The sequence below is a fragment of the Corynebacterium sp. genome (genome assembly GCF_030535495.1).
Classification (GTDB): Bacteria; Actinomycetota; Actinomycetes; order Mycobacteriales; family Mycobacteriaceae; genus Corynebacterium.
Genome location: NZ_JAUNRW010000018.1, coordinates 16,587 through 29,063, shown reverse-complemented (window position 1 = coordinate 29,063; position 12,477 = coordinate 16,587). Strand labels below are relative to the sequence as shown.

General features: G+C 69.4%; 12 protein-coding genes. 9 read left to right on the top strand and 3 right to left on the bottom strand.

Annotated elements, in window-relative coordinates:
* Positions 1–581: 581 nt before the first annotated feature.
* Positions 582–1,985, bottom strand: a complete 1,404-nt coding sequence (locus Q4F73_RS04175) for an FAD-dependent oxidoreductase (RefSeq protein WP_303358099.1) — start codon at positions 1,983–1,985, stop codon at positions 582–584.
* Between the two features lie 316 nt (positions 1,986–2,301).
* Here Q4F73_RS04175 and Q4F73_RS04170 point away from each other — a divergent pair, with 316 nt between their 5' ends.
* The 7 genes from Q4F73_RS04170 to Q4F73_RS04140 are packed head-to-tail and all read left to right on the top strand — an operon-like array spanning position 2,302 to position 8,713.
* Positions 2,302–3,975: a nitrite/sulfite reductase gene (locus Q4F73_RS04170; RefSeq protein WP_303358098.1), complete on the top strand. Its 1,674-nt coding sequence runs from the start codon at positions 2,302–2,304 to the stop codon at positions 3,973–3,975.
* Positions 3,972–4,217: a hypothetical protein gene (locus Q4F73_RS04165; protein ID WP_303358097.1), complete on the top strand. Its 246-nt coding sequence runs from the start codon at positions 3,972–3,974 to the stop codon at positions 4,215–4,217. Before Q4F73_RS04170 ends, Q4F73_RS04165 begins: the two co-directional genes overlap by 4 nt.
* Positions 4,218–4,994, top strand: a complete 777-nt coding sequence (locus tag Q4F73_RS04160; RefSeq protein ID WP_303358096.1) for a phosphoadenylyl-sulfate reductase — start codon at positions 4,218–4,220, stop codon at positions 4,992–4,994. It begins immediately after the preceding gene.
* Entirely contained in the window at positions 4,991–5,905 is a 915-nt protein-coding gene (cysD, locus tag Q4F73_RS04155) for a sulfate adenylyltransferase subunit CysD (protein WP_303358095.1), read from the top strand. Before Q4F73_RS04160 ends, cysD begins: the two co-directional genes overlap by 4 nt.
* Entirely contained in the window at positions 5,905–7,173 is a 1,269-nt protein-coding gene (locus Q4F73_RS04150; protein WP_303358094.1) for a sulfate adenylyltransferase subunit 1, read from the top strand. The genes cysD and Q4F73_RS04150 overlap by 1 nt, the downstream gene beginning before the upstream one ends.
* The gene (locus Q4F73_RS04145) at positions 7,173–7,814 is read left to right on the top strand and encodes a sirohydrochlorin chelatase (protein WP_303358093.1); all 642 of its coding nucleotides are present in this window, start codon (positions 7,173–7,175) and stop codon (positions 7,812–7,814) included. Before Q4F73_RS04150 ends, Q4F73_RS04145 begins: the two co-directional genes overlap by 1 nt.
* On the top strand, positions 7,811–8,713 hold the full coding sequence (locus tag Q4F73_RS04140) for a sulfite exporter TauE/SafE family protein (RefSeq protein ID WP_303358092.1): 903 nt from the start codon (positions 7,811–7,813) through the stop codon (positions 8,711–8,713). The genes Q4F73_RS04145 and Q4F73_RS04140 overlap by 4 nt, the downstream gene beginning before the upstream one ends.
* A gap of 5 nt (positions 8,714–8,718) precedes the next feature.
* On the opposite strand, the gene cobA is transcribed toward Q4F73_RS04140, so the two are convergent.
* Complete coding sequence (cobA, locus tag Q4F73_RS04135) at positions 8,719–9,447, bottom strand: uroporphyrinogen-III C-methyltransferase (RefSeq protein WP_303358091.1); 729 nt, start codon at positions 9,445–9,447, stop codon at positions 8,719–8,721.
* A complete protein-coding gene (locus Q4F73_RS04130; RefSeq protein WP_303358090.1) occupies positions 9,444–9,926 on the bottom strand; it encodes a hypothetical protein in 483 nt (160 codons plus the stop codon). The genes cobA and Q4F73_RS04130 overlap by 4 nt, the downstream gene beginning before the upstream one ends.
* An 89-nt stretch (positions 9,927–10,015) precedes the next feature.
* On the opposite strand from Q4F73_RS04130, the gene Q4F73_RS04125 reads away from it, so the two are divergent.
* Together Q4F73_RS04125 and Q4F73_RS04120 are read left to right on the top strand one after the other, a co-directional pair.
* A complete protein-coding gene (locus Q4F73_RS04125) occupies positions 10,016–11,377 on the top strand; it encodes a M20 family metallopeptidase (RefSeq protein WP_303358089.1) in 1,362 nt (453 codons plus the stop codon).
* Positions 11,378–11,530: 153 nt separating this feature from the next.
* The gene (locus Q4F73_RS04120; protein ID WP_303358088.1) at positions 11,531–12,472 is read left to right on the top strand and encodes a hypothetical protein; all 942 of its coding nucleotides are present in this window, start codon (positions 11,531–11,533) and stop codon (positions 12,470–12,472) included.
* The last annotated feature ends 5 nt before the right edge of the window (positions 12,473–12,477 follow it).

Sequence of the window (12,477 nt, the reverse complement as noted above, 5' to 3'; positions counted from 1 at the left end):
GGAAAGGTTGCAAGGATAAGGCTTATCCTTGCCACCTCCAGTGGTGCTGTGCGTAGGTCACCTTCAGGTCCCGGCACTCCAAGTAGATAGCTCAACTCTCTCCTCCACTCACATCCTCGTCCCCAAAAACCACTGTCCCCGGCCCTCCGTGGGGAGGTACCGGGGACAGTGGTGTCGGTGGGTGGGGAATAAAGAAAAGGTGCAGACCGATGGTCTGCGCCTTTTCTGAGAAATTACATTGCCGACATGATCCAGATGATCAGGGCGATGATCGCCAGGATGCCGACGATGGTCCAAATGAGTCCGCCTCCGCGCATGATGTTTCTCCTTTAGTTTCGTTTGCTGATGTTTACCTACTTCAGGGTAACAGTGATCACATCAACGGTGGTGAATTTGAGGGGCCTCCGGGCGATAACAATTTGGACAACCAAACATTGCCGCAGGTCAGAGGTGCGGGCGAGCGAAAGGAAATATGCCGTTTCACGCATGTCGGCAGCCAAGCGGGCGGGGGAATGCCGTCAGAGGATCCTGAGAGGGGGTCTGCTGCTGTGCTCCTCCGGCGTTGGTGAGGGTGGACCAAATTACCGGGCGTGGGCCGGCACCACGTGGGCGTGAGCGACCATGTCCTCCCATTCGACGATCTTGCGGCGCTCGCGGCCCTCGATGCCGGACTCCTCACCCAGGCGGCGCTCCTCGGCGTCGAGGCGGTACCAGCCTTCCCAGGTGGTGACGGGGATGCGGCGGGCGTCGAGAAGCTCGAGGAGGGCGTCGGGGGACTGGGAGGGGGCGTCGAGAAGCCCGGCGGCGGCGTCGGCGAGCAGGAGATCCGTGGTCTCCTTCGCGTCGGACTTGGTGTTGCCGATCAGGCCGATGGGGCCGCGCTTGATCCAGCCGGTGGCGTAGAGGCCCGGGACCGGAGCGCCCGCGTTGTCGAGAACGTGGCCGCCGTCGTTGGGGATGACGTGCTCGACATGGTTGAAGGGCACACCGGCAACCGGCTCGGAACGGTAGCCCACGGCGCGGTAGACGGCCTGGACCGGCCAGTCGGTGAAGGCGCCGGTGCCGCGGACGTTGCCGGAACCGTCGAGCTCGGTGCGCTCGGTGCGCAGGCCGACGACGCGGCCGTCGTGGGTGAGGATCTCCACCGGGGACTCGAAGAGGTGGATCTGCAGGGTGTGCGGGGCCTCCTTCGGTTCGCGGATGGCGTAGCCCTCGAGGATCTGGCAGACCAGGTCCTGGGACTTGGACTCGGTGCGGGCGGCGATGCTGGCCTCGTCGTAGTCGATGTCCTCCGGGTCCACGACGACGTTGACGGTGGGGGAGTGGTCGAGTTCCTTGAGTTCCTGCGGGGTGAACTTCGCCTGCGCGGGGCCGCGTCGGCCGAAGACGTGGACCTCGGTGGCCTGGTTGGTGCGCAGCGTCTCGTAGACGTTTGCCGGGATCTCCGTGATGTTGAGCTCCTCGGCGGACTTGGCCAAGACGCGGGCGACGTCGAGTCCGACATTGCCCACGCCGATGACGGCCACGGACTGCGCGGACAGGTCCCAGGTGCGGGGGAAATCCGGGTTGCCGTCGTAGAAGCCCACGAAATCGGCGGCACCGAAGGAGCCCTCGGCGTTGGCACCCGGAATGTCCAGGTCGCGGTCGTGGACGGCGCCGGTGGCGAAGATGACGGCGTCGTAGTGGTCCTGCAGCTCCGCCACGGAAACGTCCTTCCCGATCTCGATGTTGCCCAGGAAACGGATCTCCGGGCGGTCGAGCACCTTGTGCAGGGCGGTGATGATGCCCTTGATGCGCGGATGATCGGGGGCCACGCCGTAGCGGATGAGGCCGAAGGGGGTGGGGAGCTTCTCGATGAGGTCGATGTGGATCTCGCGCCCCAGGGACGTCGCATTCTTGACCAGCAGATCGGAGGCGTAGATACCCGCCGGGCCAGCGCCGATGACGGCGACGCGGAGAGGGGAGATGGTGGTGAGGTGGCTCATGGTGACCTTTCGGGACAATTCCTAGACTGACTGGTCTGTGAAGCTATCAGGGATTCGCGAAAGTGCAACCATGTGGCCTTCTTTCATTCATCTGCGGCGCCTCGGCGCTTTCCATTCAGTGAATGAAAGTCGACGAAATATGCCGCTTACAGCGGCGATCTCATTTCCTTAGGGCACCCTCACCTGATCGACCGTTGTGGTGAACCGTGTTGTCTGTTTGACTGCCTGTCACTGGCCCGGAAGGGCGAATGACGGGGCGTCGATAAGCGCCGGCAGTGAAGTAGAAACAGACAGAGCAGTACGCAAGGAGAATGCGATGACAACGGCCACCACCACCCGCCGCCAGCGGGTCCGCAAGCCGGAGGGGCAGTGGAAGATCGACGGCACCGCGCCACTCAACCACGTCGAGGAGGTCAAGCAGGACGGCGAGGTCCTCGACGTCTACGACCGCGTGATCAACATCTACTCCCAGCAGGGCTTCGACTCGATCCCGGCTGATGACATCGCCCCCCGTTTCAAGTGGCTGGGCCTGTACACCCAGCGCCGGCAGGATCTCGGCGGGGAGCTCACCGGCCAGGTCCCCGACGCCGAGCTGCAGGACAAGTACTTCATGATGCGCGTGCGTTTCGACGGCGGCCTGGTCACCCCGCAGCGCCTGCGCGCCGTCGGTGAGATCTCCCGCGATTACGCCCGCTCCACCGCTGATTTCACCGACCGCCAGAACATCCAGCTGCACTGGCTGCGCATCGAGGACATCCCGGCGATCTGGGAAAAGCTCGACACCGTGGGCCTGAGCCCCCTGCTGGGCTGCGGTGATGTGCCGCGCATCATCCTCGGTTCCCCGGTCGCGGGTGTCGCCGCGGAGGAGATCATCGACGCCACCCCCGCCATCGAGCGGATCCAGCGCGAGCACCTGCCCAACCCGGAATTCCACAACCTGCCGCGCAAGTTCAAGTCCGCCATCTCCGGGCACTCCCGCCAGGACGTCACCCACGAGATCCAGGACGTCGCCTTCATCGGCTCCGTCCACCCGGAGCACGGCCCCGGCTTCGAGTGCTACGTCGGCGGCGGCCTGTCCACCAACCCGATGCTCGCGCAGTCCCTCGGCGCCTGGATCCCGCTGGATGAGGTCCCGGACGTGTGGGCCGGCGTGGCCGGAATCTTCCGCGACTACGGCTACCGCCGCCTGCGCAACCGGGCGCGCCTGAAGTTCCTCGTGGCGGAATGGGGAATCGAGAAATTCCGGCAGGTGCTCGAGGACGAGTACCTCGGCCGCCCGCTTATCGACGGCCCCCACCAACCCATCAACCCCGGGTACCGCGACCACATCGGCATCCACCCGCAGAAGGACGGGAAGTTCTACCTGGGTGTGAAGCCGACCGTCGGCCACACCACCGGCGAGCAGCTCATCGCCATCGCCGATGTCGCGGAGCGCTTCGGCATCACCCGCATCCGCACCACGGCGGAAAAGGAGCTGCTCTTCCTCGACGTCGAGCGCACCGACCTCGCCGACCTGGCCGCCGCGCTGGATGAGACCGGCCTGTACTCGAAGCCGAGTGAGTGGCGCCGCAACATCATCTCCTGCACCGGCCTGGAGTTCTGCAAGCTGGCGCACGCCACCACCAAGTCCCGCGCCGTGGAACTGGTCGACGAGCTCGAGGAGCGCATCGGCGACATCGACGTCCCCGTCCGCATCGCCCTCAACGGCTGCCCCAACTCCTGCGCCCGCACCCAGGTCGCGGACATCGGCTTCAAGGGCCAGACCGTCACCGACGCCGAGGGCAACCGCGTCGAGGGCTTCCAGGTCCACCTCGGCGGCTCCATGAACATCGGCGCCAACTTCGGCCGCAAGCTGCGTGGACACAAGGTGCTGGCCACCGAGGTCGGCGACTACGTCACCCGCGTGGTCACCCACTTCCGCGACCAGCGCACCGCGGGCGAGACCTTCCAGGAGTGGGTGCAGCGCGCCGCCGAGGAGGACCTCACATGAGTTTCCGCCGCGCCCCCAACCCCAACCGCAACCACCCGCTGCACTGCCCCTGGTGCGCCGGCGAGGAGCTCTTCCCCGACGAGGCCGACGACTTCGCCTGGCGCTGCCGCGACTGCACCCGGATCTTCTCCGTCCGCTACCACGGCCAGGACGACCCGGAGCACCGCCCCGCCCCCGCACTCTCCACCGGCGACGCCATCCGGGCCTCGCTGCACCGACACGGACACCAGGAGGTGACCTGAATGAACCTGCTCACCCCGACCACCACGACCACCACCCGCGACCCGCAGATCAGCCCCACCGGCCCCACCACCACCGCTGAGCTGCCGGAGGAGGTGCGGGAGGTCAACGCGCGGCTCGTCGATAAGCATGCCGCCGAGCTGTACGACGCCCCCGCCCACACCATCCTCCGCTGGGCCCGCGAACATGTCCCCGGCGCCACGGCGGTGACCCTGTCCATGGAGAACACCGTGCTCGCCGAGCTCGCCGCCTGGCACCTGCCCAGTGCGGACCTGCTCTTCCTCGACACCGGCTACCACTTCCCCGAGACCCTCGCGGTGGCCGAGCAGGTCGCCGCCCGCTATCCGCAGACCCTGGTCACGGCGCGACCGACCCTCACGCGGGGCGAACAGGACGCGACCTACGGCGCCAACCTCTACCGGAACAACCCCACCGCCTGCTGCCGCATGCGCAAGGTCGAACCGCTCGCCGTCCACCTGAGCCCCTACGCCGGGTGGGTCACCGGCCTGCGGCGCGCCGACGGCCCCACCCGCGCCCAGGCCCCGGCCCTGAGCCTCGACGCCACCGGCCGGCTGAAGATCTCCCCGCTGGTCACCTGGTCCATCGCGGACACCGAGCGCTTCATCGACGAGCGCGACCTCATCATTCACCCCCTCACCCGGCAGGGCTACCCGTCCATCGGATGCGCCACCTGCACCCTCCCCGTCGCCGACGGTGAGGATCCCCGCGCCGGCCGCTGGGCCGGCAACGACAAGACAGAATGCGGACTCCACTCATGACCACTGCCGTTTCCACCCGACTCTCTCCCCACCTCAAGGACCTGGAGAACGAGTCCATCCACATCCTCCGCGAGGTCGCGGGCCAGTTCGACAAGATCGGGCTGCTGTTTTCCGGCGGCAAGGACTCCGTCGTCGTCTTCGAGCTCGCCCGGCGCGCCTTCGCCCCGGCCGCCGTCCCCTTCGAACTGCTCCACGTGGACACCGGCCACAACTTCCCGGAGGTCATCGACTTCCGCGACCGCCTGGCCGAGCGCACCGGCGCCCGCCTGCGCGTGGCGCACGTGCAGGACTGGATCGACCGCGGTGACCTCGTCGAACGCCCCGACGGCACCCGCAACCCCCTGCAGACCGTCCCCCTGGTGGAGACCATCGCCGAGCAGGGCTACACCGCCGTCCTCGGCGGGGCCCGCCGCGACGAGGAGCGCGCGCGTGCCAAGGAGCGCGTCTTCTCCGTGCGCGACTCCTTCGGCGGCTGGGATCCGCGCCGCCAGCGCCCCGAACTGTGGCACCTCTACAACGGCGGCCACCTGCCGGGCGAGAACATCCGTGTCTTCCCCATCTCCAACTGGACGGAGGCCGACATCTGGGAGTACATCGGCGCCCGCGACATCGAGCTCCCGCCGATCTACTTCGCGCATGACCGCGAGGTCTTCGAGCGCGACGGCATGTGGCTGACCGCCGGTGACTGGGGTGGCCCCCGCGAGGGTGAGAAGCTCCAGGTCAAGCGGGTGCGCTACCGCACCGTCGGCGACATGTCCTGCACCGGCGCAGTGCTCTCCGAGGCCTCGAGCATCGACGAGGTCATCGCGGAGATCGCCACCTCCACCCTCACCGAACGCGGCGCCACCCGCGCCGACGACCGTCTCAGCGAGTCCGCCATGGAGGACCGCAAGAAGGAAGGCTACTTCTGATGTCCACCACCACCCTCCTGCGCACCCGCGACACCCTGCGCCTGTGCACCGCCGGCTCCGTCGACGACGGCAAGTCCACCCTCGTCGGCCGCCTGCTGCACGACACCCGTTCCGTCCTGGCCGATCAGCTGGCCTCGGTCGAACGCACCTCCGCCGACCGCGGCTTCGACGGCCTCGACCTGTCCCTGCTGGTCGACGGCCTGCGCGCCGAGCGCGAGCAGGGCATCACCATCGACGTGGCCTACCGCTACTTCGCCACCGACCGCCGCACCTTCATCCTCGCCGACACCCCCGGCCACGTGCAGTACACCCGCAACACCGTCACCGGCGTGTCCACGTCCCAGGTGGTCGTGCTGCTTGTCGACGCCCGCCACGGCGTCGTCGAGCAGACCCGCCGTCACCTCACCGTCGCGGCCCTGCTCGGGGTGCGCACCGTCCTGCTGGCCGTCAACAAGATCGACCTCGTCGACTGGTCGGAGGAGGTCTTCCGGGAGATCGAGACCACGTTCCGCGGCCTGGCGCAGGATGTCGGCGTCGACGACGCCCACGTCATCCCGGTCTCCGCGCTACGCGGCGACAACGTCGTCGAACCCTCCACCAACCTCCCCTGGTACACCGGCCCGACCGTCCTGGAACTCCTGGAGACGGTCGACGTCCACCACGGCCGCGCCCACGACCTGGGCGTGCGCCTGCCCATCCAGTACGTCATCCGCGAGCACGCGAGTGACTACCGCGGCTACGCCGGGCGTATCGACGCCGGCTCGCTGACCGTCGGCGACACCGTCCACCTGCCCGAGGGCCGCCGCAGCACCATCACCCACATCGACACCCCGGACGGCGAGGTGGACAAGGCCACCGCCGGTGACTCCGTCGTCGTGCGCCTGGCCGATGACATCGACCTCATCCGCGGCGACCTCATCGCCGGCGAGGATCACCCGCAGCCGGTGCGATCATTCGACGCCACCATCGTGGGGCTGTCCGATCGTCGTCTCGCCCCCGGATCCGCGATCAAGGTCCGTTACGGCACTTCGCTGGTGCGCGGCCGGGTGAGCTCGGTCGACCGGATCCTCGACATCGACGGACTCTCCGACGACATCGCCCCCGCCGACTGCGGCCTCAACGACATCGCCCACGTGCGTATCGACGTCGCCGCCGACCTCCCCGTCGAGCCCTACGCCGCCCGCGGCGCCGTCGGTTCCCTCCTCCTCATCGACCAGGCCACCGGCGACACCCTCGCCGCCGGCCTCGTCGGACACCGCCTGCGCTGATGACCGCCCTGCTCACCCTCTCCCACGGCTCCCGCCACCCGCGCGCCGCCGCCGGCATCGACCGCCTCACCGCGGCCGCGGGGGAGAGGCTGGGCGTCACCGCCCGCGCCGCCCACCTGGAGTTCAACGCCCCCTCGCTTATCGACGCCACCCGCTCCCTCGCCGCCGCCGGCCACCACGCGGCAGTGGTGGTGCCCCTGCTGTTCACCCACGCCTTCCACGCCCGCCACGACGTCCCCGCCGCCCTGGCGGCCGCCCGCGACGCGAGCGGTCTCGAGCTCCACCCGGCCCCCGGTCTGGGTACCGGCGAGGACATCGCCGCTCTCCTCGCCGCCCGCACCCGGCCCCCCGCAGGCGCAGAGCTCACCCTCGCGCACGTCGGATCCTCCGATGAGCGCGCCGAGGAGGCCGTCGCCGACCTGGCCCGCCGTGTCGGCGAGCGCCTGGGTCGCGCGGTGAGTGTGCGGCGGGCGACGGGGACGCGGGCGTCGATAAGCAAGAACTCCCACCTCATCCCCTTGTTCGTCACCGATGGCCTGCTGCTGGACCAGATGCTGGCCAGCGGCGCCAGCGCCGACCCCCCGCTCGCGGAGGATCTGGCCGACATCGTCGCCGAGCGCTACCGAAGGACTGCACCATGACCACGCTGCTGCTCATCGCCCTCGCCGGGCTCGCCGCGCAACTCGTCGACGGCGGCCTCGGCATGGGCTTCGGCGTCACCTCCACCACCATCCTCATCGCCCTCGCCGGCCTCGGTCCGGCCCAGGCCAGCGCCGTCGTACACACCGCGGAGCTGGGTACGACGCTGGCCTCCGGCATCTCTCACTGGCGCTTCGGCAACGTCGACTGGAAGGTGGTCCGCCGGCTGGCCATCCCCGGCGCCATCGGTGCCTTCGCGGGCGCGACCGTCCTGTCGAACCTTTCGCTGGAGGCCGCGGTGCCGCTTACCGCGACGATCCTCTCCCTCATCGGTGCCAACCTGGTGTGGCGCTTCTCCCGGGGCCGGGTGCGCCGGAACGTCGGCGGCGAACACTCCCGCGGCTTCCTCGGGGGGCTGGGACTGTTCGGCGGCTTCATCGACGCCTCCGGCGGTGGTGGTTGGGGTCCGGTGACCACCTCCACCCTGCTGACGGTGGGGCGGGCGGAGCCGCGGCGGATCGTCGGCACCGTCAACACCGCGGAGTTCCTGGTCACCGCCGCCGCGACGGTGGGCTTCGCCATCGGCCTGTGGGATGACCTGGTGGCCAACATGGCCGCCGTCGCCGCGCTGCTCATCGGCGGCGTCATCGCGGCCCCGATCGCCGCGTGGCTGGTCACCCGCACCAACCCGGCGGCGCTGGGTGGCATCGTGGGCACCCTGCTCGTGGCGATCAACCTGCCGCGGGTGCTGCCGGTGGGCTGGGGTGGCGTGGTCCTGCTGGTGCTCGTCGGCCTGGGGCTGTCCTGGATCGGCTACCTGCGTTCGCGCGCTGCGGTGGAAGAGCGCGTCACCGGTTCGGCGAGCGAGCCGGTCGGGCAGGACGCGCCGGTGCGGCAGTAGAGCAGTCAGAGGGCGGCGACGTCGCCGATGACGTAGACCGCCGGGGAGGACACGGAGTTCTCGGCCATCGTCTCGGCCAGGGTGCCCAGCGTGCAACGGAAACTGCGCTGCACGGCGGTGGTGCCCTCCTGGATGACGGCGGCGGGGGTGTGGGGGTTGAGGCCGGCGTCGATAAGCGTGGCCGTGATGGCGGCGACATTCTTCACACCCATGATCACCGAGATGGTCCCGCCCGCGCGGGCCAGGGCGGCCCAGTCGACGAGCGAGTTCGGATGCCCCGGGGGCAGGTGGCCGGAGACGACCGTGAAGGAATGGACCACCCCGCGCTGGGTGACCGGGATGCCGGCCGCGCCGGGCACGGAGATCGCGCTGGTCACGCCGGGCACCACGGTGCAGGGGATGGCGTGCTCGCGGCAGGCCTCGAGCTCCTCGTGGCCGCGGCCGAAGACATAGGGGTCGCCGCCTTTGAGGCGCACGACGGCGCGCCCGGCCCGTGCGTGCTCGACGAGGAGACGGTTGGTCTCCTCCTGCGCGACCTGCCGGCCGTAGGGGAGTTTGGAGACGTCGATGACCGTTTTGTCCGCGGTGTCGCACAGCTGCGCAAGTTCATCGGTGGGGCCGAGGTGATCGGTGAGGATGACATCGGCTGCCTGCAGGGCGCGCATGCCGCGGACGGTGATGAGGTCCCAGGCGCCGGGCCCACCGCCGACGAGGGTGACGTGGCCGGTGCTCACATGCACACCGGGACGCCGCGGGAGGACAGCTCGAGGGCCTCCCAGTCGGTGGTGGCAGCCGCGCTCGCGGTCCAGCCCTGCCAGGAGGTGACGGCCACCCCGCGGGCGGCGAGGAGCTCGAGCAGGCGGGGCGGGGCATCCTGGGGGCGCTCCGGGAACACGGCGGCGGTGACCTCGGCGGAGGCCAGGGCGGCGCCGGTGCTGGTGTCGGGGGTGACCACGGCGTCGTAGAGCTCGTGGAGCTCGGCGAGGGTGACGTCCCCGGCGACGCGGACGTTGCCGATCAGCCGCAGGCGCGGGGCCTGGTCTCCCTGCGGGGCGGAGCGGAGCAGACCGGCCGGTGCGGTGCGGGAGGTGATGAGGTCCACGAAGACGGGGGCCTGGTGAGGGGCGGTCAGCAGGCCTTCGGCGAGGCACATGCCGGTGGCTCCGTCGCTGATGACTGCGATACGCAGGGGCCGCTGGTTGGTGTCCGGCATGGTCCTATCCTCTCTCGTAGACTGAACTGTCTACAAAGAATAGTACAGGTCGGTCTACATGGCAATGGGGGCGGTAACCTGGGAAGGCGATGACTGCGCCAGAACCCTCCAGCCCGTCCACCGCCTTCCTCGACCACGCCGCCGCCGGCATCGCCGCCCGCATGGCGGAGGTCACCGAGGCCGCCTCCGCCGCCGAACCCGCCGCGCTCGACGCGTACCCGGGGCAGAAGGAGGCGTGGAAGGTGGCGTCGATAAGCGCGAACAACCTGGAACCGGCCATGACCGAGCTCCTGCGCGACCTGCACGCGCACCCCGAGCTCGCCTTCGAGGAGGTCCACGCCCAGGCCACGCTCACGGAACTGCTGCGGGCGCGCGGTGTCGCGGTGGAGCAGGGAGTGCACGAGGTGTCCACGGCGCTGCGGGCCGAGTGGACCTCGCCCGGATTCGGGGCAGGGCACCGGACGGTGGCGATCATGGCCGAGTACGACGCCCTGCCCGGCATCGGGCACGCCTGCGGGCACAACATCATCGCCGCCGCGGGAGTGGGCGCCTTCCTCGCCGCCGTCGACGCCGCGCAGGCCGCGGGTGTGGAGGGGCGCCTCGTGCTCCTCGGTACCCCGGCGGAGGAGGGGCACTCCGGTAAGGAGTACATGATCCGCGGGGGCATGCTCGAGGGCATCGACGTGGCCATCATGATCCACCCCTTCGGCTACGACATCGCCAGCCACCACTGGCTCGGCCGCCGCACGCTGCAGGCCACCTTCCACGGGGTCGCCGCGCACGCCAGCTCGCAGCCGTTCATGGGGCGCAACGCCCTCGACGCCGTCACGCTGGCGTACCAGGGGATGGGGCTGCTGCGGCAGCAGATGGCGCCCTCGGACCGGCTGCACGCGGTGATCACCGACGGTGGGCACAGGCCCTCCGTCATCCCTGAGCGAGCGTCGCTGGACATCTACGTGCGCTCGCTGCTCACCGACTCGCTCGTCGATCTCTCCGCGCGTGTCGACGACATCCTCGAGGGCGCCGCGCTCATGGCCGGATGCCGCGTGGAGAAGACCTGGGACGTGCACCCCGCGACGCTGCCGATCCGCAACAACGAGGTCCTGGCCGCGCGCTGGACGCGCACGCAGGCGCTGCGCGGGCGGGTGGCCGTTCCCGCCGGGGTGGTGCCGGATTCGCTGGCGGCGTCGACGGACTTCGGCAACGTCTCCCAGATGGTGCCGGGCATCCACCCGATGGTGCAGGTCTCCCCGCCGGATGTCGCGCTGCACACCGCTGCCTTCGCCGAGTGGGCGAGCGGGGAGGAGGCGACGCGGGCGGCGGTGGATTCCGCGGCCGGGCTGGCGCAGGTCGCGGTCGACGTGCTTGCCGACGACGCCCTGGCCGCCGCCGCTGTAGCCGAGTTCGAGGCTTCCGGGGGCCGCTTCAGCGTGGCGGAGGAGCTGGGGTAGGGCGTTCGGGGCCGCTGCTGTCGCGGCTTGTGCAGTTTGGGGTTGTTTGAACATCCCCAGACGGCACAAGCCGCGACGCGATTGACATCTCCGGGAACCTTTCGGCCCGGCCGGCAGTCCAATCATGGTGAGAGAACCATAGAGAGGGGACTGATGGGCGACCTGGAGGCAGCTCTGGCACGGTGCATGCGACGCGAGGACCACCTGCTGCTGCGAAGCGAACAGAAACACCTGCCGGATGCGTCGGCGGTGCTGCGGCTACTGGAAAAGAGCGGGGTGCTCGTCCGACTGTTCCGCGGGGTGTACGCCGAGCGAGAGCACTACGCCGCGCTGAAACCATGGGAGCAGTTTGACCTGCAGGCGAAGGCTCTGGGGGAGGCCTCCGGACGGGTGTTGGCGGGGTATTCGGCTGCGGCGGTGTGGGGATTGTGGCGGTATGAGCCGACACCCGGTCTCCACGAGCTTTACCGGGGAAAGCGCGGGGGAAAGAAGACGCGCCCCGGCACCCGGGACGTGAACTACACGTTGTCCCCCGCCGACATCACCGGCCACCACCTCCAGGCCACCACGGTGCTGCGCACGTTGGTGGATCTGACCAGGCTGCACGGTTTCGGGGCGGGATTCGTCGCCGCCTGCAGCGCGCTGCGGGACGACAGGATCACCCGGGAGGAACTCGCAGCCTATGACACCACCGGCAGGGAGGGCCTGGCGCACTGGCCGCTGGTCGTGGAGAAGGCGACCCCGGAGGTGGAGTCGGCGCTGGAGGCGGCGTTTCTGGCGCAGGCGGTGCTCTTCGGGGACTTCGTGCTCATCCCGCAGGTGAGCGTGCGGGGGCACAACGGCAAGACCTACGTGGTGGACTTCCAGGTCGAGGGGACGGAGAAGTATGTGGAGGTGGACGGGAGGGGGAAGTACGGGGCGTCGATAAGCGAGCAGGAGTTCAACCTGAAAAAGGAGAAGGAGCGGGCCGACAACCTGCCGTTCCGGCCGGAGCGTTTCGGGTGGGCGGAGGTGATGAGCCTGCAGGCGTACCGGCGGATGGCGGACCAGCTGGGGTGCTGGCGGCGTTGGGATCTGCCGCAGATTCACTGGTAGTAGGA

Coding starts and splice junctions, on each gene's coding strand:
- cysD (WP_303358095.1), top strand. CDS start 4,991: ATGACCACTGCCGTTTCCACCCGACTCTCTCCCCACCTCAAGGACCTG.
- Q4F73_RS04140 (WP_303358092.1), top strand. CDS start 7,811: ATGACCACGCTGCTGCTCATCGCCCTCGCCGGGCTCGCCGCGCAACTC.
- Q4F73_RS04130 (WP_303358090.1), bottom strand. CDS start 9,926: ATGCCGGACACCAACCAGCGGCCCCTGCGTATCGCAGTCATCAGCGAC.
- Q4F73_RS04175 (WP_303358099.1), bottom strand. CDS start 1,985: ATGAGCCACCTCACCACCATCTCCCCTCTCCGCGTCGCCGTCATCGGC.
- Q4F73_RS04165 (WP_303358097.1), top strand. CDS start 3,972: ATGAGTTTCCGCCGCGCCCCCAACCCCAACCGCAACCACCCGCTGCAC.
- Q4F73_RS04170 (WP_303358098.1), top strand. CDS start 2,302: ATGACAACGGCCACCACCACCCGCCGCCAGCGGGTCCGCAAGCCGGAG.
- Q4F73_RS04145 (WP_303358093.1), top strand. CDS start 7,173: ATGACCGCCCTGCTCACCCTCTCCCACGGCTCCCGCCACCCGCGCGCC.
- Q4F73_RS04160 (WP_303358096.1), top strand. CDS start 4,218: ATGAACCTGCTCACCCCGACCACCACGACCACCACCCGCGACCCGCAG.
- Q4F73_RS04125 (WP_303358089.1), top strand. CDS start 10,016: ATGACTGCGCCAGAACCCTCCAGCCCGTCCACCGCCTTCCTCGACCAC.
- Q4F73_RS04150 (WP_303358094.1), top strand. CDS start 5,905: ATGTCCACCACCACCCTCCTGCGCACCCGCGACACCCTGCGCCTGTGC.
- Q4F73_RS04120 (WP_303358088.1), top strand. CDS start 11,531: ATGGGCGACCTGGAGGCAGCTCTGGCACGGTGCATGCGACGCGAGGAC.